This is a genomic window from Brevundimonas sp. R86498 (assembly GCF_044598075.1).
In the GTDB taxonomy this organism is placed as follows: Bacteria; Pseudomonadota; Alphaproteobacteria; order Caulobacterales; family Caulobacteraceae; genus Brevundimonas.
Window position 1 is genome coordinate 3,168,849 of sequence record NZ_CP139004.1, and the last position, 18,652, is coordinate 3,187,500.

An 18,652-nucleotide genomic window follows, 5' to 3' on the forward strand; every position below is an offset into this window, starting at 1 on the left:
TCTCCTTGAACTGTCGAGCTGTCAGCCACCTGAACCCCTCCCCGCGCGGATGGTTCATCGCCTGCGTCACCGGCGGCGGCCCTTCGGTCGATGATCTGAAGTGACGTCCAGCCTTGGGGACGCTTGGGGAACCCGTCGACCAGACCGTCGTTTCCGCCCCGCCGAGACGAAGAGAGTCCCATGAATTCGTATTATTGCATCGTCCATCTGGCCGGTGCGCCCTACCGCGAGATCGTCGCCGTCAGAGGCTCCAGCGACCACGAGGCCCGGCTCGGCCTCGCCCCGATCGCGGGCCAATGGCCCGGCTTTGAAACCATCGCGCTGTATGATGGCGAACGGCCCGTTTCGGTGCTGACCAACCCCGCGCTCGGCTTTCCACCCGGGTCGCTTGAGTCCTGGGGCGACGCGGCTTGAGCCTGCGGGCACTCGGGTCCCGGCCGCTGGCCGGGACCCTTGGAGGCATCATTATGCCGCTTAAGTCGCCGGGCCGGTGCCGCGGCGGGCCATTTCCAGATGAGCCTCCAGCCTCGGCACAACCGTCCGGGCATGTTCCGCCAGGGCAGGTGCCTCGGTCGTGTCGGCAAAGCCCCGGTGCAGGGTCAGGGCTTCCTCGTGCGCGGCGACCTGTTGGCTCATGAAGATTTCGTCGAAGTTGGTCGCCGGGGCGGTGCGCAGGTTTTCAAGCAGGCCTTCACGACGCTGGTCCAGTTCGGTCGGGATCTGCGCCTGGGGCGCGGCCTGCGGAACCAGGGTCTGCATACGCTGGCTGGCCGCGGTGTGATCGTCTCTCAGCATCGTCGCCAGCTCACGAACGGCCGGGGTTTGACTGCGTTGCAGGGCGATTTCGGCCGCAGCGATCTCATACATGTCGCCCATGGCGGCGGCGGTCACATAGCCATCGACCGTCTGGCCCACGGTCGCTGCTGACATCTGACCCACGGGAGCCGCCACTGTATCCTCCACCCGGTCGACGGGCTGGGGGTCGCCAGGATCGCAGGCCGCGAGGACGGGCAGCAGGGCAGCGGCGGCGAGGAGGGTTCTGGATCTCATTTGGCAAATCTCCTAGGGCCCCATCGGGGCGAATTGGCAGGAGAGGCCGGTCGCCGGCCCCTCCCGCTCAAAACCGCTCCTGCGGGGCGGTTCCCTATGCCCGGAACTGAACTCGGCTCACCCCGGCGACAGCACGACCTTGGTCCACTCATTGGGATTGTCGTGGAAGTTTTTGTAGCCTTCCGCGGCTTTCTCCAGCGGTAGCCGATGGCTGATCAGGTCGGTCGTGTCGATCTTGCCATCCAGAATCATCTCCAGCAGCTGCGGAAGGTATTTCTGCACATGGGTCTGGCCGGTCTTGATCGTCAGCCCCTTCTCCATGAAGGCCCCGATAGGCAGCTTGTCGCCGATCCCGCCGTAGACGCCGGGCACCGACACCCGGCCACCCTTGCGACAGGCCATGATGGTCTCACGCAGGACATGCTGGCGATCGGTGCCCAGCCGCGTCTCCTGCTTCACCGCATCAAGGATGTTGTCCGGAGAGAATCCATGCGCCTCCATGCCGACCGCGTCGATACAGGCATCCGGCCCGATCCCGGCGGTCATCTCCTTGAGCGCCTCGCGCACCTTGACCTCATGGTAGTTCAGCACCTCGGCCCCATTGGCCTTCGCCAGGGCAAGCCGCTGCGGCTGCTGGTCGATGGCGATAACCCGGCCCGCCCCCATCAGGATCGCGCTCTTGATCGTGAACAGTCCGACCGGTCCGCAACCCCAGACCGCCACCGTGTCACCCGGCTCGATCTGCGCATTCTCGGCCGCCATCCAGCCGGTCGGGAAGATGTCTGACAGGAACAGCACCCGCTCGTCCTCGATCCCGTCAGGAATGACGATCGGCCCGAAATCGGAATAGGGGACGCGGACGTATTCTGCCTGACCGCCCGCATAGCCGCCGGTCAGGTGAGAATAGCCGAACAGTCCCGCCACCGGGTAGCCGTAGGCGATCTCCGAGGCATCGGACTTGTCGGCCGGATTGGAATTGTCGCAGGCCGAATACTGTTCCTTGCCGCAGTGGAAACACTGGCCGCAGGCGATAACGAACGGCACCACCACCTTCTGGCCGACCTGCAGACGGGTGTTCCCGCGCCCGACCTCGACCACCTCGCCCATGAACTCGTGACCCAGGATGTCACCATTGGCCATCCCCGGGATCATGCTGTCGTAAAGGTGCAGATCGGAGCCGCAGATGGCCGTCGCGGTAACCTTCAGAATGATATCGCGGGGATTGATCAGCTCCGGATCCGGAACCGTGTCGACGCGGACATCGTGTTTGCCGTGCCAGGTAAGGGCGCGCATGGGAAAGCCTTTTGATAGGGAAATTGGGAAAGGAGTCAGACGTCGGCGGCGACGGTCGCATTGGTGGAAACCTCGCCGGTTTCCATCAGCTGTTTGAAGCGCCGCAATTCGCGGCGGGCCTGGATGCGGGGCTCGCGTTGCATCACCTTGGCGACGACCTTGCCGACGACGCCTGCGGGGGGGTCGTAGCTGATCCGCAACCGGACCTCGGTGCCCCGCCCGAAGGCATTGTCCCGGAACTCGATCCAGCCCTCGTTGTCGACATCGGACTCCCTCAGGGAGGTCCATGCGATCCGTTCACCGGGCTGGTCCTCGGTGATCTCGGTGACCAGCTCGAACTCGGCGCCGGCGGGCCCCGCCACCGTCCATGACGTCCGTTCGTCGCTGATCGCCTCCACGGACCGGACATTTTTCATGAACTGCGGAAGGTTCTCGAACTGCCGCCAGAAGCGGTACAGCTCCATGCGGTCGCGGTTGATCATGACGGCCTGCACACTATCGGAGTTGTAGTGGCCTTCGTGCCGGTCGTCGTCGAGGAAGGCGGTCGACGCGACGTCGGCGTCGGTGGATTGGGGATCTGACATCAGGGGCTCCTGTCTGGCCAAGCCAACCCAAGTCGCCCCCGGCCCGTCCGTTCCCTGTGTTCAGCACCTGTCAGGCGAAGCGGCTCCGCCTCGAGGCGGCCGGCCATGCCGCTGAATGTCCAATAGCGGACCTGTCGCGGCTCCCGGGGAAACCAACCCGGCGCGCCGGGTTGCTCTCCAGACCTTCAGGAGAACGACCCCCATGTTCATGCACAACAAGAAACTCATGTACACAGTCCGTGTCGCCGAACCCAACCCGGGTCTCGCGACACTGATGCTCGAGCAGTTCGGCGGGCCGCAGGGCGAGCTGGCCGCAGCCATGCGCTAATTTACCCAGGCCCTCGCCGACGAGGATCCGGGCCGGAAGGACATGTTGCTGGACATCACCGCCGAAGAACTGGGCCGCTTGAGGCCATGGCGGCGCGCACCCGGTCGGACCCGTCATCCAACCCGGTGACCGGCGTCGACCTGGGTGCCGGTCCGGGTGCGGGGTCGACGACCCGCCTCGACGGATAGACCTGTAACAGGGCCGGTCGCGCGCCGCAGGTGACGCGACCGGCCCTGCCTCTGTGCTAGACCGCGCAACCGCATGCGGCGGCGGTCAATCGACGGTCATCCTGAACGATCACCCGGCCCCGGACAAAGCGCGCCGCGCCGATGTCCTGCAGCTGCCGCGCTGCCCCGTTGATGCTTGTTCGTTGCACGCCCACCAGTCGGGCGAGTTCAGCCTGCGTGAGATGAATCTCGCGCGCGCGGTTTGCGCGGTGCAGCCGCAACAGCCATTTGGCCAGCCGTTGCGGCACCAGATGGGCGGCGTTGCAGGCCGCTTCAGACTGCATGGCCTGAAGGCGCGCCAGGGCCTGACGCATGCACAGTTCCGTCACCTTGGCCGAACCCAGACCGTCCACCAGAGCCGTGGCCGCGACCTCAAACACGCGGGACTCCGCCAAAGCGATCACCTCGCCTGGGTTTGCCCGGGAAACGGCCGTCTCAAGCCCAAGGACGGCACCCGTCCCGGCGACCCCGACACACACCTGCTGATCCAGGGCGAACACCCCGATCACCCCTTCCTGGATGAAGACGAACTGATCGGAGATCGTCATGGCTTCGCCGATATCCAGCACGCGCGGCCGCCCGTGCTTGAGCAGAAGGGCCTGTGTCTGTTCATTGAGCGCTGCGAAGACCGGGTGATCAGTGATCCGGACATGGGCAATCTGTTCGCGCCGGAAGGCGGCCGTCGGTGCCGCATTCCGTCCGAAAGGGTTCTCGACGAACCCGGTAGCGTCGGTTGTGAACACCGGGTCGTGGCTTGAAGTCTGCATGGGTCCCGTCTGGCATACAGGCGCAGGTGGTCTGTCACCTGCGCCAGGATGAATGGTCTGGCGGGCGGAACGCTCCAGTGCGCGCAGCGCTGCATGGAAAGATGAGCAATCAGGGCGGTCGCCGGGCCGCCGAAGGTCAGGCCACGGCACACGTCCGTAGACGGCCTACCCGTCACGCGTTCATCACGCCCCCGTCGCAAGGCCGATGCCAAGTGGCGCTACGGCGAGGCTGTGGGCTGCGCTCCGCCGGGGACGGTCCGCGCCGCATCCTGCCGGCCATCCGCGTCGTCCGTTGAATCCTATTGTGAGCGCTGACATGACCCTCGACCGTCGCAGTCTTCTGGCCACCTTCGGCACGGGGGCCGTCGCGGCTCCGGCGGCAGCCACGGCCGGACAGGGCGTGCAGCCGACCTTCCTGCACGGCGTCGCCTCCGGCGATCCCCACGCCGACAGCGTCGTGCTGTGGACGCGGGTCACGCCCGGCGCGGACGGCACGCGCGCCCTTCCCGTCCGCTGGCGCGTGCTGAACGGCGAGACTGTCGTCGCCTCCGGCACCGCCGAGGCGACTCCGGATCGCGACTATACGGTCAAGGTGATCGCCGGCGGCCTTCGCCCCGGAACCGAGTATCGGTATGATTTTCAGGCCGGGGATGTGACCTCCCCCGTCGGTCGCGTCCGCACCCTGCCGGTCGGGGCCACCCCCGACGTCGTCCTGGCCGTTGCCTCCTGCCAGCTGCATCCCGGCGGCCTGTTCAACGCCTGGGACGATGTGTCGAAGCTGGAGCGACTGGATGCCGTCGTCCACCTCGGCGACTACATCTACGAATACGGGGCAGCGCCCGCCGACTATGGCATGGCCGTCGGCACCGCCCTCAGCCGCATCCCCCAGCCCCCGCACGAGATCGTCTCGCTGGAGGACTACCGGCTGCGTCACGCCCAGTACAAGTCCGACCCGGACCTCCAGGCCGCCCACGCCCGCGCCGCCTTCATCTGCGTCTGGGACGACCACGAGATCACCAACGACGCGTACATCAGCGGGGCCGAGAACCATCAGGGCGAGACCGAGGGCGACTACACCGCCCGAAAGGCGATCGCCCTGCGCGCCTACTACGAATGGATGCCGATCCGCGAACCGCGCGCCGGCCTCGGTCTGGAGCACATCAACCGCAGCTTCGATTTCGGCGATCTGGCCAGTCTGATGATGGTCGAGACCCGTCTGCTCTCGCGCGGCGAACAGCTGGACTATGAAAAGGACCTGACGGTCACCCCGGTCAACGGCGTCCCGACGCCCGACGTCGCCGCCTTCGAGGCCAAACGCAACGATCCGTCCAGGGACCTGCTGGGCGCAGGCCAACTGGACTGGCTGAAGTCCGCCCTCGCCGCCTCGCGCGCCTCCGGCAAGACCTGGCAGGTGCTGGGCAACCAGGTCGTCATGGCCCGGGTCGCCGGCCCCGATCTGGCCGGCAGCGCCACCCCCGAACAGCTGGAACGCTTCCTCTCGGCGCTTCCGGCCGCCTACCGCACCCGGGTCCAGGCCGCGATCGACCTGTTCAAACTGGGTCTGCCGTTCAACCTCGACGCCTGGGACGGCTATCCCGCCGGCCGCGAACGCCTCTATGCCGCCTGCGCCGAGGCCGGGGTCCAGCCGCTGGTTCTGGCCGGCGACAGCCACGCCTACTGGGTCAATGACCTGAAAGACGCTGCAGGGGCCCGACGCGGCGTGGAGTTCGGCACCTCGGCCATCTCCAGCCCGTCGGTCGGCGACCTGTTCGGTCCCCTGCCGCTGGGGGCCATGCTGGCCGCCCGCAACGATGAGGTGGTCTTCTGCGACCAGAACGCCAAGGGCTACATCCTGCTGACCCTCACGCCCGAGCGCGCCGAGGCGAAGCTCCAGTCCGTCTCGACCATCCGCGCCAAACCCTATGAGGCCCGGACCCTGTCGACCTGGGTCGTCACCCGCGGCACCGATGGGATCACCGGGCCGGTTCGGGTCTGACTTCCCTTCTCCCCTTGCGGGAGAAGGTGGCCGAGCGCAGCGAGGTCGGATGAGGGGTGACACCCGGTTTTGACGGGCGGGGCCGATGGACCCATTGGCTTTGCATCCTCGTACCCCTCATCCGTCAGCCCTTCGGGCTGCCACCTTCTCCCGCAAGGGGAGAAGGGTCCCGGATTGTCCACCTCGCATCCCGCGCGCGCTCATAAGCCTCCCGCACCGCCTCCCGCGGCTGGTCGGCCCCCAGCAGGGCCAGCTGCTCGGTCCAGACATCGGCCAGTCGCCGCACCGTCGTCGTCATCCAGCCCGGGGCCTGCTGCCGTGACCAGTTCTGGATCGACACCCCGTTGAAAACCAGCAGGAAGACGGTGGCGATCACGATGACCCGGCTGGTCCAGCGCCGCTCGCGCGCCGCCACGCCCGCGTCGTCCGGGGGCTCGCCGGGCGGGAAGGCAAAGCGTCCCAGCGCAAGGACGGGATGGGGCTGCGCCGGATGGGCCGGCGGGAGGGGCGCATGGACCGGGGCTGCGGCGGATTCAACCGGCTCGATTTCCGCCGCCATCGACGGCGGATCCGCAGCGGCGTCCACCGGCGCAGGCTCCTCCGCGTCCTCCAGATAGGGCTCCGCTTCGCCCTCCAGCGGCGGAAACGGCGAGACCGGCAGGGCCGTCGGGAACGGGGCCAGCGGGGCGTCGGGATCGTCGGGCCGGTCGCTCATGTCTGCCCCGCCCTCAGAACTGGAAATAGATGAAGGGGGCCACGCCCTCGGGACGGACCGCCTCGACCAGCAGGATGGCGACCCCGACCAGCAGGCCGACCGTCAACGACGGGGCGGGCTTCATCCAGTTCGCCACCCCCTCGACCGCCCGGGGCGGCAGCCAGTGCATGGCCAGACCACCCACGATCAGGGCCAGCAGGAAGGGCGTCACCAGCGTTGCCGGCTCGAACCGGCCCAGACCCGTCAGCACCTCCATGGCCATGGGGAAGGTCTCGGACCGGAACAGGATCCAGCCCAGACAGACGATGTGGAAGGTCACCAGCACCCCAAGCCACGCCGGCGGGCCCTTCCGCCCCCCGAGGGCGGCGCGTCCAAGGCGTTCCACCACCTGCACCCCGCCGTGCAGCGCGCCCCAGGCGACGAAGGTCCAGGCCGCCCCGTGCCACAGCCCGCCCAGCAGCATGGTGATGAAGACGTTCAGGCACGACCGCACCAGCCCTTTGCGCCCCCCGCCGAGCGGCACATACAGATAGTCCCGCAGCCAGCTGGACAGGCTGATGTGCCAGCGCCGCCAGAAGTCCTGCATCGAACTCGCGCGGTACGGCTGGTCGAAATTCCGCGGGAAGGAATAACCCAGCAGGGCCGCCAGCCCGATCGCCATGTCCGAATAGGCCGAGAAGTCGCAATAGATCTGGACCGCATAGCCATAGACCGCCGCCATCAGATCCAGCGTTCCATAGGCCGACGGATCGAAGAACACCGGATCGACCAGCCGCACGGAAAGCTCCGAAGCGATCACCGTCTTCTTGAACAGTCCCCAGCAGATCAGCAGCAGACCATGGGTCGCCATCGCCCGCGTCAGCCGGGGCACGCGATCGAACTGGGGCAGCAGGTCCGAGGCCCGGACGATCGGCCCGGCCACCAGATGCGGGAAGAAGCTCATCAGCAGCATGACATCCAGCAGCGACCGGGCCAGCGGCGTCTTCCCGCGATAGACGTCGACCAGATAGCTGATGCCCTGGAAGGTGAAGAAGCTGATCCCCACCGGCAGCACGATTTCCAGCAGGGGCAGGTCCCGCTCCCAGCCGAACCGGGTCAACAGCTCGCCCGCCTGTTCGACGAAGAAGCCGTAGTATTTGAACACCCCGAGGATCAGCAGATTGGCCGCCACGCCCAGCCCGACCAGAAGCTTCCTGCGGCCCGGCGCGTCTGCCCGCGCCACCAGCACCGCCACGCCCCAGTTCAGGATGGCCGAGGCGATCAGCAGGCCGACGAACCGCCAGTCCCACTGGGCATAGAAGAACCAGCTGGCCAGCAGCAGGAACAGCTTTCGCCGCCCGTTCTCGCGGTCCAGCGACCAGGCGGTGAAATAGACGAACAGGAAGAAGACGCCGAACGCCAGGGTGGGGAACAGCATCTAGCGCCCTCCCCGCCGGTCATGGGCGGCCATCAGGTCGGCGAACAGCAGCGACCCGATCCAGTCCCCCCCGGCGGCGGTGAAATGCACATGGTCACCCCGCATCAGTGGTGCCTCGCCCCGGGTCAGCGCATGGGCCGAACACTCTCCCCCCATCCGTCCCCGCCAGTCCCACAACGCGACGCCCATGTCCGCCGCAACCCGGTGCTGCACATCACGGACCACCGCGAGGAGGACCGGAGTCTTCCAGCGCCGCTCCGGATCGTCGGGGCAGGTCCCGCCCCCCTCCCCCCGCATCGCTTCGGGCGCGCCGAGGATCAGCAGGGCGGCACCGGGGGCTGCCGCTTTCAGCCGCGCGACCTGTCCCCGCAGCAGGGCCTCATAGGCGCGGGGCACCAGCGCATCGTCGAACCCCTCATTGACGCCATAGGCCACAATGATCAGGTCCGGCACCGCCTCGCCCGGCTCGAACAGGGGCTCTCGCGCCGCCAGCCCTGACAGGGTCGCGCCGACGACGCCCCGCGCCGAAAGCCCGATCTCCCGCCCCTCGAACCGCCCCTGCAGCCGCCACAACAGCGAGGTGGTGATGTCGCCGCCCGCCGTGTGGCTGTCGCCGAACTGGATCACCCGCACCGGACCGGTGCCGTTTAAGGCCGCGAAGAACCGCTCCAGCCCCTCCGGCTGGCATAGCCCCCCCGGACAGGTTGCGCTGACCGGGGACGGCAGCGGCGTCCACGGCCGCTCCTGCGCAACGGCGCTCGACGCCAGCGCCAGCCCGGCGAACAGGGCCAGCGCGCGGATCACGCGGCGGGCGCGGCGTCGACGGCCGGCGCATCCAGACCGGCATCCCGCTTCAGCCGCGCGGCCACCGGCTCGGTGATCCGCAGATAGCCGGCCATCGACATGTGGATCCCGTCATTGGCCCGCATCAGCCGCTGCCGTCCGGTGCCGGTCTCCGGCAGATAGGCGTCGTACTCGCCCCCGGCGTTGCGGGTCAGGCTTTCAGTCTCGATCCACGGCACGCCCAGCGCCGTCATCCGCGCCGAGACGATGGCGTTGATCAGCTCCATCTTCGCGTCGAACCCGGCCCGCTTCATCGCCGGCAGGCCGACCCAGTAGACCGCGATGTCGCGGCCGCGCAGCATCGCCACCAGATCGTCGACCCGCCGCGCATAGGCGGCCTTCCAGCCCTCCGTGCCGAACGTGTGGATCTCGCCGTCCAGACTGATCGACTGGGCATCATTCGTCCCGAACAGGATCACCGCCACATCGATCGGCTGTTCGGCGACCTGGCGGGCCGTCTTGGCCTGGATGTCGACATAGTCATACCGGCTCAGCCCCGTGGAGACTTCGCTGAACTTGGCCACCGTCACGCCCGGCTGGTCGCGCATCGCCCGGTACAGGCCGGTCCAAAGGCCGTCGGCCATGGAGTTGCCGAACACGCCGATCCTCAGGCTTCCCCGTGCGGCCCGTTCGGCCAGGGGCGTCAGCCGGGGGGCCGGCGGAGCGACGGGGACGGCGGCCGCCACAGGAACCGGGACTGCAGCGGCGGTCGGCGGTCCGGCCGAGGCGTTGGCCGCGCCCCCGACGGGCAGGTGCGGACGGCGCAACCAGTCACGCCCGTCCGGCGTCAGGGCCAGGCCGATCAGGACCCCGACAACCAGGGCTGCCGTTACTGCATTGATGCCCGCGCGCAATGGCCCCACCCCGGCTGGGAAACGTCAGCTTCGCTTATAACGGGACCGTCGCACGCCGCCATGACACACCCGTCACGCGAGAGCGAAAAGGTTAACGGCCCAGTTCAGTGACGAACAGCTCGCCCGACACCCCGTTGCCGCCATAGGCCCCGACCCAGACGTCATAGACGCCCGACTGCGGATTGCGGAAGGTGATCTCCGGATCGGCCTGACCCCCGGAATCGTCGTCGCAGCTCCAGCGCCCGTCCGGCCCGTTGATCACCAGGGTCGTGTCGCCGTCGGCCTCGACCCCGAAGGTCAGGGGCAGGCTGCCCGCATCATAGGTCAGCTGGAAATCGGGGGCCTCGGCGATCCTGCCGACGCACGATCCGCCCAGTTGCGACGCCTCCAGACTGCCTCCGGAGTAGACCTCGACCCGATAGGGATCGGGGCTGAACCCGGACCTCAGCCGCACCTCGCCATAGGTGGCGGTCAGGCTGGCATCGGGCGACCCGCCACTGCCATTGCTGCCGCCGTTGCCGTCGCCCGACAGCTCGGTGACGAACAGCTGTGCCGAATCGCTATTGCCGCCCCAAGCCCCCACCCAGATGTCATAAACCCCGCTGCCGGGGTTGCTGTAGGTGACCAGAGCATCCCCGTCCCCGCCCGAATCGTCGTCACAGCTCCAGCGCCCGTCCGGTCCGTTGATCATCAGGGTCGTGTCGCTGTCCGAGATCGTCCCGAAGCTCAGCGGCAGGCTGCCGGCCTCATAGGTCAGCTGGAAATCCGGGGCCCGCGAGACCATGCCGACACAGCCGTCGCTGACATCGCTCGCATCGATCGACCCACCCGAGGTCACCGAGACCGTATAGGGATCGTCAGTGAACCCGCTGCTCAGGCGGATTTCGCCATAGGTCGCCCGCTCGCTGGCGTCGACGCCGCTCTGGCGCTTGGATTGTGCCGTCGCAGCGGAGCCCGACAGGACGGCCAGCACGGCCACCCCGGTGAAAAGCAGTTGTCTCATGATTGTCCCCATCCCTCTTTGGAGGGGAAGAAATCTCATCGGTCGCCGAAAGACAACCGCCTGTATGAAATCGTCAGGCCGCGCGGCTGCCCACGGCGGCCGCCGCGAAATAACCACCTGTCGCCGCCGTCATGGTCAGCACGGTCCCCCAGCACAGGTCCACGATCGTCAGCTTCGTCTGCCAGATCGCCAGGGTCGCCTGGTTGGTCAGGTCGTAAGTGGCATAGGCCACGAACCCCAGCACCGCCCCGTTCAGCGCCGCCCGCGTCCAGGCTCCCTCTTTCAGAGCCGGGGCCACGGCGAAGAACACGATCCCGCCGATGTAGATCAGATAGAACAGCACCGCCGCCGTCATGTCCGGCTTCGGGGCCAGGATGGGGCCCAGCACGGGCTTGTAGAACCGCTCGGTCATCGTCGACAGCCAGACGAAATCCACCGCGGCGAAGGCCAGGCCGGTCCCCAGATAGGCGGCAATCCATTTCAGCACGTCACGCTCCTCAGGCCGGTTTCAGACGATAGTGGGTGACGGCCCAGGTCCGGCCGCCGTCGTTTCCGAACAATCCGGCCGTGGCCAGATAGAACCGCCGCCAGCGCCGCACCCACAGCCGGGCGTTCGCCGCGCCATAGGTCTCGCGCATCAGGGCCAGAACCCGCTCCGGCTCCGCGTCCATATTGGCCAGCCAGTCCTCGGCCGTGCGCGCATAGTTCACCCCGTTCCACGTCCAGGTCTGCTCCACGGCGAACAGGTCGGGGAACTGGTGCATCAGGTCCTGGCTGGGCATCACCCCGCCGGTGAAGAAATGCTGGGCGATGAAGTCACCGCCGTCGGTGTGATCGAACCGGTAGGGCGCGTCCCGGTGGGTGAAGATGTGGATGAACACCCGCCCGTCCGGCTTCAGCCAGCCCCGGGCCCGGGTCAGCAGGGCCCGCCAGTTGGCCATATGTTCGAACATCTCGACCGAGACGATCCGGTCGTACGTCCCCGCCGCCGGAGCCTCGAAATCATTCATGTCGCAGGTGATGACGCTGAGGTTCCTCAGGCCCCTCAGCCGCGCCTGTTCCTCGATATGACCGCGCTGGCCATGGCTGTTCGACACCGCCGTGATCCGGCTGCGCGGATAGCGCTCGGCCATCCACAGCGACAGCGAGCCCCAGCCGCAGCCCAGTTCCAGCACGGTCTGACCGTCTTCCAGGCCGGCGTGGGCGCAGCTTTCGGCCAGGGCCTTCTCCTCGGCCTGATCCAGCGTCTCCGCCCCGTCGCCATACAGGCAGCAGGAGTACTTCAGCCTCGCCCCCAGACAGATCCGGAAAAACTCGGGCGGCAGCTCATAGTGCTGGTCGTTGGCGGCGTCGGTGTGTTCGGCGATCGCGCGCGCGGCCATTTCGCGGGCGAAGGCTGCGGAATCATGCGGTCCGTCCCTGTCCAGCCGCTTGCGGGCCTCGGTCACGAGGCTGGTGATCGCCCGTCGGGTCACGAAGTCGGGGAACGGCGCATCCTGCAACTGGCGAATGGCGACGTTTGCGATGTTCATGCGGCGATCCTGACGTTGCGCGGCCGGGCGCGGACCCTTACGCCTGTCATCAGGTGTAACGGCTCCGCTTTGGAAGACCACCCAGTTACGCAGCCACGGCCGCGACGGATGACCTCATCCACGCCCGCCACCCGACCGTAGCTGAGCCGTACCCGCCGCCTGTCCGGAGATTGCATGAGCCCCGCCCCCGTCCCCCAGACCGCCACCCCCGGATCGCGCATCGCCGTGGTGGGCGCGGGCATTGCCGGCCTGTCCTGCGCCTGGCTGCTGTCGAAGCGCCACGACGTCACCCTGTATGAGGCCGACGACCGGATCGGCGGCCATTCCAATACGGTGGAGGCCCCCACACCGGGCGGCCCCGTGGCCGTCGACACCGGCTTCATCGTCTACAACGCCGACAACTATCCCAACTTGGTCGCGCTGTTCGACCATCTGTCGGTCCCGACGAAGCCCGCCCACATGTCCTTCGCCGTCTCCATGGACGACGGGGCGTTCGAATATTCCAGCCACGGCATCACCGCCCTGTTCGCCCAGAAGCGCAACTACGCCAGCCCCCGCTTCTGGCGCATGATCTCGGACCTGCTGCGGTTCCAGAAACAGGCCCCGCGCGACCTCGCCGGGATGGACCGCACCGGCGAGACCCTGATCGAATATCTGGACCGCAACCGCTACGGCGACCTGTTCCGCGACGCCCACCTGCTGCCCCAGGCCGCCGCCATCTGGTCCTCCACCCTGGGCCAGATGACCGGCTATCCGGCGGCGTCCTTCGTGCGGTTCTACATGAACCACAATCTGCTGACCTATGACCTCAAGCCCACCTGGCGCACGGTCGACGGCGGCAGCCGCGAATATGTCACCCGCCTGCACGCCGACTTCATGGGGCGCACCGTCACCAGGGCAGGCGTGGCCGGCGTGGCCCGCGACGGCACGGGTGCCACCCTGCGCTTCGCCGATGGTCGCAGCGAGCGGTTCGACATCGTCGTTCTGGCGACCCACTCCGATCAGGCCCTGCGCCTGCTGGACGCCCCCACCGCAGACGAACAGCGCCTGCTGGGGGCCATCCGCTACCGCCCCAACCGTGCCCTGCTGCACCGCGACACCAGCCTGATGCCGAAACGGCGCAAGGCCTGGGCCGCCTGGACCCACAAGGGCTATTCGGACCGCGCCGGCGAGGGCGGCGTCACCTACTGGATGAACGAGCTCCAGTCCCTGTCCGGCCCGCCCCTGTTCGTCAGCCTGAACCCGGCGAAGGACCCCGACCCCACGCTCGTCCTCGGCGAATGGGACTACGAACACCCGGTCTTCGACACCGCCGCCGTCCGCGCCCAGTCCGAACTCTGGTCGCTTCAGGGTCAGGCAGGCGTCTGGTTCGCCGGTGCCTGGTTCGGCTCCGGCTTCCACGAGGACGGCCTCCAGGCCGGCCTCGCCGTCGCCGAGCAGCTGGGCGGTGTCCGCCGGCCCTGGTCCGTCGCCAACGAAAGCGGCCGCATCGTCTTGGGCCCGGCCCCGGACGCCCTGTCCGAGGCAGCGTGACGACGGCTCGACAGTCCTCCCCCATCGGGGGTGGAGCAGAAGAGCATCGCTCGGCTGCGACGGGACCGCGGAGCGGTGGAGGGGGCCAACCTCAGACACCGTCGTTCGCGTTGGCCCCCTCCGTCACGGCGCGAAGCCGCGCCGCGCCACCTCCCCCGTCGGGGGAGGATTGCGCCCTCTACGTCGGCGGCGTGGTCCACCATCGCGTCCACGGCATCCAGCACACCCTGCGCTACCGACTGTTCATGCTGCTGCTCGACATCGACACGGCCGAGGCCCGCATCCGCCCCCTGCGCTGGCTGACAAACGGCTGCTTCGGCCTCATGAGCTGGCGCGCCCGCGACCACGGCAACCGGTCCGGCACCCCGCTCCGGCAACAGGTCGAGACCCATCTGGCCGCCGCCGGGATCGACATCGCGGGCGGCCCGGTGCGGCTGCTCTGCATGCCCCGCATCCTCGGCTACGGCTTCAACCCGCTGGCGGTCTACTTCTGCCACCGCCCCGACGGCACCCTCGCCGCCCTCCTCTATGAGGTCACCAACACCTTCCACGAGCGCCATTCCTATCTGGTCGCCGTGCCCTCCCCTCCCCCGTCTGGCGAGGCGTCCTTCCGCACCCCCATCCGCCAGACGACCGAAAAGACCTTCTTCGTCTCGCCCTTCATGGACATGGACCTGACCTATGACTTCACCGTCCATGCCCCGGATCAGGCCGTCTCCGTGGTCGTCGCCGTCCGCCGCGGCGACACCCCCATCCTGACCGCCTCCTTCGCCGGCGCCCGCCGCCCCCTCACCGACCGCGAACTGCTCCGCGCCTGGCTCAGCCACCCCTTGCTAACCTGGAAGGTGATGTGGGGCATCCATTGGGAGGCGCTGCGCGGCATGCTCAAGGGCGCGAAATACCGGACCCGGGACAAGCCGCCGGCGCACCCAGTGACGCTGGGGGCATCGCAGTAAAGCTTGTTTCCAGATTGGGAATACCGGAGCGTCGGTCTGATCGGCTTCAAGTCCAGACGGGTGTTCATTCTGTTCGTCGGCACCCACGCCGACTACGACCGGATCGATGTGGGCAGGCTTTAGGAGAAGACGATGGACCTGACATCACTCCGCACCCTCAGGACCGAGGCCGAGTATGAGGCCGCGCTGGCGGCTGTGCGGCCCTATTTTGACAATGAACCGGATCGGGGCAGCGACGCTGCAGCCCATTTCGATGCGCTGGTCCTGCTGATCGAGAACTATGAGCAACGGATCTACCCGATCCCACGCGCCAGCCCGGTCGAGGTGCTCAAGTTCGTGATGGAGACCAACCACTACAGTCGGTCTGACCTGATCGAGGTGATCGGATCAAAGGCGCGTGTGTCGGACCTTCTCAACGGGCGCCGCGAGATCAATCTGGATCAAATTCGCCGGATCAGTCGTGCCTGGAACATCTCCCCGGCCTCCCTGATCGCCGACCTCGCGGCGTGAAGGCCCAGGCCCGCGTAATGGCGGGACACGTCCAGATCTGTCGTACCTCCGGCCTACAAGGGATTTGAGACAAGGTGGGGCGCTGCCCTGTCGCATCGCCCCATCCGGACTCAACGGACTCAACGGACTCTGTTTTTTGCGTCACCCTTGCCCCATCCCCGACCCCGCGTTACGGACGGGCAACAGCCACTGATATTCATCCCTCAGTGAAATAAACGAGGAAGCGATGCGCAAGATCTTTCCGGACGCCGCGTCCGCGCTCGAGGGCCTGACCTTCGACGGCATGTCCATCATGTCCGGCGGCTTCGGCCTGTGCGGCATCCCCGAGAACCTGATCGCGGGGATCAAGGCCTCGGGCGTCAAGGGTCTGACCGTCATCTCCAACAACGCCGGCGTCGACGGCTTCGGCCTCGGCCAGCTGCTGGAGACCCGCCAGATCGCGAAGATGATCTCGTCCTATGTCGGCGAGAACAAGGAGTTCGAGCGCCAGTACCTCGCCGGCGAGCTGGAGCTCGAGTTCAACCCCCAGGGCACCCTGGCCGAGCGCATCCGCGCCGGCGGGGCCGGCATTCCTGCCTTCTTCACCGCCACCGGCGTCGGCACCCTCGTGGCCGAGGGCAAGGAGGTGCGCGAGTTCGACGGCCGCAAATACGTGATGGAGACCGGCCTCGTCGCTGACCTCGCCATCGTCAAGGCGTGGAAGGCCGATGCGGCGGGCAACCTGGTGTTCCGCAAGACCGCCCGCAACTTCAACCCGATGATGGCCACGGCCGGCAAGGTCACCTTGGTCGAGGTCGAGCACATTGTCCCGACCGGGACCCTCGATCCCGACCACATCCACACGCCGGGCATCTATGTCGATCGCCTGATCCTCGGCACCTTCGAAAAGCGCATCGAGCAGCGCACCGTGCGCCAGCGCGTCGAGGCGTAGCCGTGACCGACCCCCGCGAGGAGCGCGGCTCGGCCTATATGGCGACGCTGGATCCCGGTCTCGAGGACGCCCTGCGCAAGGGCATGGCCCCGATCGCCCCGGACTTCGCCGACATGATGGTCCAGTTCGGCTATGGCGAGATGATGAGCCGGCCGGGTCTTGATCCGCGCGGCCGCCAGCTGGTCACCCTCGGGGCCCTGACGGCGCTGGGCCACCCCGTCGACCAGCTCAAGGGCCACATCAACGGGGCGCTCAGCGTCGGCGTCACTCCCGCAGAGATCGTCGAGGCCATCATGCAGGTCGCCCTCTATGCCGGCTTCCCGGCCGCCACCAACGGCCTGCGCATCGCCAAACGCGTCTTCGCCGACCGGGGCGTCAGCCCCCTGCCCCCCGTCCAGACCGGAGAAAACTGATGCCCCGCACCCGCGACCAGCTCGCCGCCCGCGCCGCCCGCGAGCTCCAGGACGGCTTCTATGTGAACCTCGGCATCGGCATTCCGACCCTGGTGGCCAACTACATCCCGGCCGGGATCGAGGTCACCCTCCAGTCCGAGAACGGCATGCTCGGCATGGGCCCCTTCCCCTATGACGAGGACGTCGATCCCGATCTGATCAACGCCGGCAAACAGACCATCACCGAGATCCCCGAGAGCAGCTATTTCTCCTCGGCCGACAGTTTCGCCATGATCCGCGGCGGCCACATCAACCTGTCCATCCTGGGGGCCATGGAAGTGGCCGAGAACGGCGACATCGCCAACTGGATGATCCCGGGCAAGCTGGTGAAGGGCATGGGCGGGGCCATGGATCTGGTCGCCGGCGTCAAGCGGGTGGTGGTGGTCATGGACCACGCCAACAAGCACGGCCAGTCCAAGGTGCTGAAGCGCTGCACCCTGCCCCTGACCGGCACCGGCGTCGTCAGCCGCATCATCACCGACCTCGCCGTCTTCGACGTCAAGCCCGACGGCACGGGATTGGAGCTGGTCGAACTGGCCGAGGGCGTGACTCTCGACGAGGTCGCGGCCAAGACCGAGGCGACGTACACGATTTCACAATCGTTCGAGGCTGCGGCATAGTCGGTCCGGATACCGGCGTCGTCAGAACGCCGGACGATGGAGGGTGACATGACGGTTGCAGGATCCCAGGCTCCACCCGGCGGGGGAGCGCCGGCCCCCGATCCCGCTCGGGTCGACGCGATCCGCGCCGCCATCACGGACGAGGCCGGGGCCTGCGCCGCCTTTGCGGAGGCCGAGTACGCCGCCCTCGTCTCGCTCAACACCCACACCCTGGCCCGCGCCCGCGATGGCGACCTCGGCGAATGTCTGGTGTTGCTGGAACACGTGCGCGACCGCGTCGCCGCCCTCGATCCAGACCGCCTCCAGCCCCGCCGGGGCCTCACCGGCCTGTTCGACAGCCGCGCCGCCCGGCTGAAGGCCTTTCGCGGGGCCTGGGTGTCAGTCGCCTCCACCGCCGGCGACGCCGCCGCCGATCTGGGCACCCGGGGCGGTGCCATCGCGACCCGCCACACCGCTCTCGACCATCTGTGGGCCGAGACCCGCGACGCCATCATGGCGCTGGACGTCCAGATCGCCGCCGGGCGCCAGTGGCTCGCCGACCGCGCGGCTCCGCCCGCCGTCATCGCGCCCGGTCCGGACAGTCTGTACGAGCCGGTGGAGGCCCAGGCCGACGCCGAAGCCGCTCATCTGCTGGCTGCGGGTGCCATCGAGGGTGCCCACCCTGACGCGGACGTGACCGCCCTGCCCCATCCGCTGGAAACCCGCCTGTCGACCCTGGAGGCCGCCCGGGGTGTCGCCCTGGGCCGTCTGCCCCTGCTGCGCGCCGCCTGGAACGCCGACTGGGGCGTGCCCGCCCGGGTTCGGGAGGTCTGCGACGGGATCGAGGCCTGGCAGGCCGAGTGGCGAGACGCCCTTGGCCTCGCCGGCCGCAAACCGAAGAAGGTGCAGCCGGATCGCGATCGTCTCCTTCAGGCCCGGACGGCCCTCATCGAAGGCCTTGCCCGGGCCCGGCGGGATCTCACCCTGGCCCAGAGCCGGAGGGACGAGCTTAACACCCGCACAGCCATGGACCGGAACGCGCTGCCACAGGCCGCCTGACAG

22 protein-coding genes are annotated in these 18,652 nt (G+C 67.9%); 11 read left to right on the top strand and 11 right to left on the bottom strand.

Annotated elements, in window-relative coordinates; all coding sequences use genetic code 11:
• The first annotated feature begins 180 nt into the window (after positions 1–180).
• The gene (locus tag SJY26_RS15640; protein ID WP_396593904.1) at positions 181–414 is read left to right on the top strand and encodes a hypothetical protein; all 234 of its coding nucleotides are present in this window, start codon (positions 181–183) and stop codon (positions 412–414) included.
• 60 nt (positions 415–474) lie between these two features.
• On the opposite strand, the gene SJY26_RS15645 is transcribed toward SJY26_RS15640, so the two are convergent.
• The 3 genes from SJY26_RS15645 to SJY26_RS15655 form a co-directional block, all read right to left on the bottom strand.
• Positions 475–1,050 carry a DUF4142 domain-containing protein gene (locus tag SJY26_RS15645; protein WP_396593905.1) on the bottom strand — a complete coding sequence of 192 codons (576 nt, stop codon included), beginning with the start codon at positions 1,048–1,050 and terminating at the stop codon, positions 475–477.
• A 117-nt stretch (positions 1,051–1,167) separates the two neighbouring features.
• Positions 1,168–2,343 (bottom strand): zinc-dependent alcohol dehydrogenase, encoded by a 1,176-nt coding sequence (locus tag SJY26_RS15650; RefSeq protein ID WP_396593906.1) that lies wholly within the window; start codon positions 2,341–2,343, stop codon positions 1,168–1,170.
• Between the two features lie 35 nt (positions 2,344–2,378).
• A complete protein-coding gene (locus SJY26_RS15655) occupies positions 2,379–2,927 on the bottom strand; it encodes an SRPBCC family protein (RefSeq protein WP_396593907.1) in 549 nt (182 codons plus the stop codon).
• Between the two features lie 202 nt (positions 2,928–3,129).
• On the opposite strand from SJY26_RS15655, the gene SJY26_RS15660 reads away from it, so the two are divergent.
• Positions 3,130–3,255 (top strand): manganese catalase family protein, encoded by a 126-nt coding sequence (locus tag SJY26_RS15660; protein WP_396593908.1) that lies wholly within the window; start codon positions 3,130–3,132, stop codon positions 3,253–3,255.
• Positions 3,256–3,499: 244 nt separating this feature from the next.
• Here the strand turns inward: SJY26_RS15660 and SJY26_RS15665 are convergent, their stop codons facing one another.
• Positions 3,500–4,249 carry a Crp/Fnr family transcriptional regulator gene (locus SJY26_RS15665; protein WP_396593909.1) on the bottom strand — a complete coding sequence of 250 codons (750 nt, stop codon included), beginning with the start codon at positions 4,247–4,249 and terminating at the stop codon, positions 3,500–3,502.
• A gap of 316 nt (positions 4,250–4,565) precedes the next feature.
• Between SJY26_RS15665 and SJY26_RS15670 the strand changes: the two genes are divergently transcribed.
• Positions 4,566–6,245 carry an alkaline phosphatase D family protein gene (locus tag SJY26_RS15670; RefSeq protein ID WP_396593910.1) on the top strand — a complete coding sequence of 560 codons (1,680 nt, stop codon included), beginning with the start codon at positions 4,566–4,568 and terminating at the stop codon, positions 6,243–6,245.
• Positions 6,246–6,369: 124 nt separating this feature from the next.
• On the opposite strand, the gene SJY26_RS15675 is transcribed toward SJY26_RS15670, so the two are convergent.
• The 7 genes from SJY26_RS15675 to SJY26_RS15705 all read right to left on the bottom strand — a co-directional run bounded on the left by SJY26_RS15675 (position 6,370) and on the right by SJY26_RS15705 (position 12,609).
• On the bottom strand, positions 6,370–6,960 hold the full coding sequence (locus SJY26_RS15675) for a hypothetical protein (protein WP_396593911.1): 591 nt from the start codon (positions 6,958–6,960) through the stop codon (positions 6,370–6,372).
• A 13-nt stretch (positions 6,961–6,973) separates the two neighbouring features.
• Positions 6,974–8,377: an MBOAT family O-acyltransferase gene (locus tag SJY26_RS15680; protein WP_396593912.1), complete on the bottom strand. Its 1,404-nt coding sequence runs from the start codon at positions 8,375–8,377 to the stop codon at positions 6,974–6,976.
• On the bottom strand, positions 8,378–9,181 hold the full coding sequence (locus tag SJY26_RS15685) for a GDSL-type esterase/lipase family protein (protein WP_396593913.1): 804 nt from the start codon (positions 9,179–9,181) through the stop codon (positions 8,378–8,380).
• Positions 9,178–10,083 (bottom strand): DUF459 domain-containing protein, encoded by a 906-nt coding sequence (locus tag SJY26_RS15690; RefSeq protein WP_396593914.1) that lies wholly within the window; start codon positions 10,081–10,083, stop codon positions 9,178–9,180. Before SJY26_RS15690 ends, SJY26_RS15685 begins: the two co-directional genes overlap by 4 nt.
• An 82-nt stretch (positions 10,084–10,165) precedes the next feature.
• A complete protein-coding gene (locus SJY26_RS15695; RefSeq protein ID WP_396593915.1) occupies positions 10,166–11,077 on the bottom strand; it encodes a peptidase in 912 nt (303 codons plus the stop codon).
• A gap of 73 nt (positions 11,078–11,150) precedes the next feature.
• Positions 11,151–11,564 (bottom strand): DUF2177 family protein, encoded by a 414-nt coding sequence (locus tag SJY26_RS15700; protein WP_396593916.1) that lies wholly within the window; start codon positions 11,562–11,564, stop codon positions 11,151–11,153.
• Between the two features lie 10 nt (positions 11,565–11,574).
• Positions 11,575–12,609: an SAM-dependent methyltransferase gene (locus SJY26_RS15705; protein ID WP_396593917.1), complete on the bottom strand. Its 1,035-nt coding sequence runs from the start codon at positions 12,607–12,609 to the stop codon at positions 11,575–11,577.
• 174 nt (positions 12,610–12,783) lie between these two features.
• Between SJY26_RS15705 and SJY26_RS15710 the strand changes: the two genes are divergently transcribed.
• The 8 genes from SJY26_RS15710 (at position 12,784) to SJY26_RS15745 (ending at position 18,649) form a co-directional block, all read left to right on the top strand.
• Complete coding sequence (locus SJY26_RS15710; protein ID WP_396593918.1) at positions 12,784–14,142, top strand: NAD(P)/FAD-dependent oxidoreductase; 1,359 nt, start codon at positions 12,784–12,786, stop codon at positions 14,140–14,142.
• A gap of 110 nt (positions 14,143–14,252) precedes the next feature.
• Positions 14,253–15,098, top strand: a complete 846-nt coding sequence (locus SJY26_RS15715) for a DUF1365 domain-containing protein (RefSeq protein ID WP_396593919.1) — start codon at positions 14,253–14,255, stop codon at positions 15,096–15,098.
• A gap of 3 nt (positions 15,099–15,101) precedes the next feature.
• Positions 15,102–15,221, top strand: coding sequence for a type II toxin-antitoxin system HigB family toxin (locus SJY26_RS15720; protein ID WP_396593920.1), 120 nt, complete (start codon positions 15,102–15,104; stop codon positions 15,219–15,221).
• Between the two features lie 9 nt (positions 15,222–15,230).
• Complete coding sequence (locus SJY26_RS15725) at positions 15,231–15,608, top strand: type II toxin-antitoxin system HigA family antitoxin (protein WP_396593921.1); 378 nt, start codon at positions 15,231–15,233, stop codon at positions 15,606–15,608.
• A gap of 226 nt (positions 15,609–15,834) precedes the next feature.
• Positions 15,835–16,539: a CoA transferase subunit A gene (locus SJY26_RS15730; protein WP_396593922.1), complete on the top strand. Its 705-nt coding sequence runs from the start codon at positions 15,835–15,837 to the stop codon at positions 16,537–16,539.
• A 2-nt stretch (positions 16,540–16,541) separates the two neighbouring features.
• Complete coding sequence (locus tag SJY26_RS15735) at positions 16,542–16,952, top strand: carboxymuconolactone decarboxylase family protein (RefSeq protein WP_396593923.1); 411 nt, start codon at positions 16,542–16,544, stop codon at positions 16,950–16,952.
• The gene (locus tag SJY26_RS15740; RefSeq protein ID WP_396593924.1) at positions 16,952–17,611 is read left to right on the top strand and encodes a 3-oxoacid CoA-transferase subunit B; all 660 of its coding nucleotides are present in this window, start codon (positions 16,952–16,954) and stop codon (positions 17,609–17,611) included. The genes SJY26_RS15735 and SJY26_RS15740 overlap by 1 nt, the downstream gene beginning before the upstream one ends.
• A 48-nt stretch (positions 17,612–17,659) precedes the next feature.
• Positions 17,660–18,649, top strand: coding sequence for a hypothetical protein (locus SJY26_RS15745; protein WP_396593925.1), 990 nt, complete (start codon positions 17,660–17,662; stop codon positions 18,647–18,649).
• Positions 18,650–18,652 lie beyond the last annotated feature (3 nt).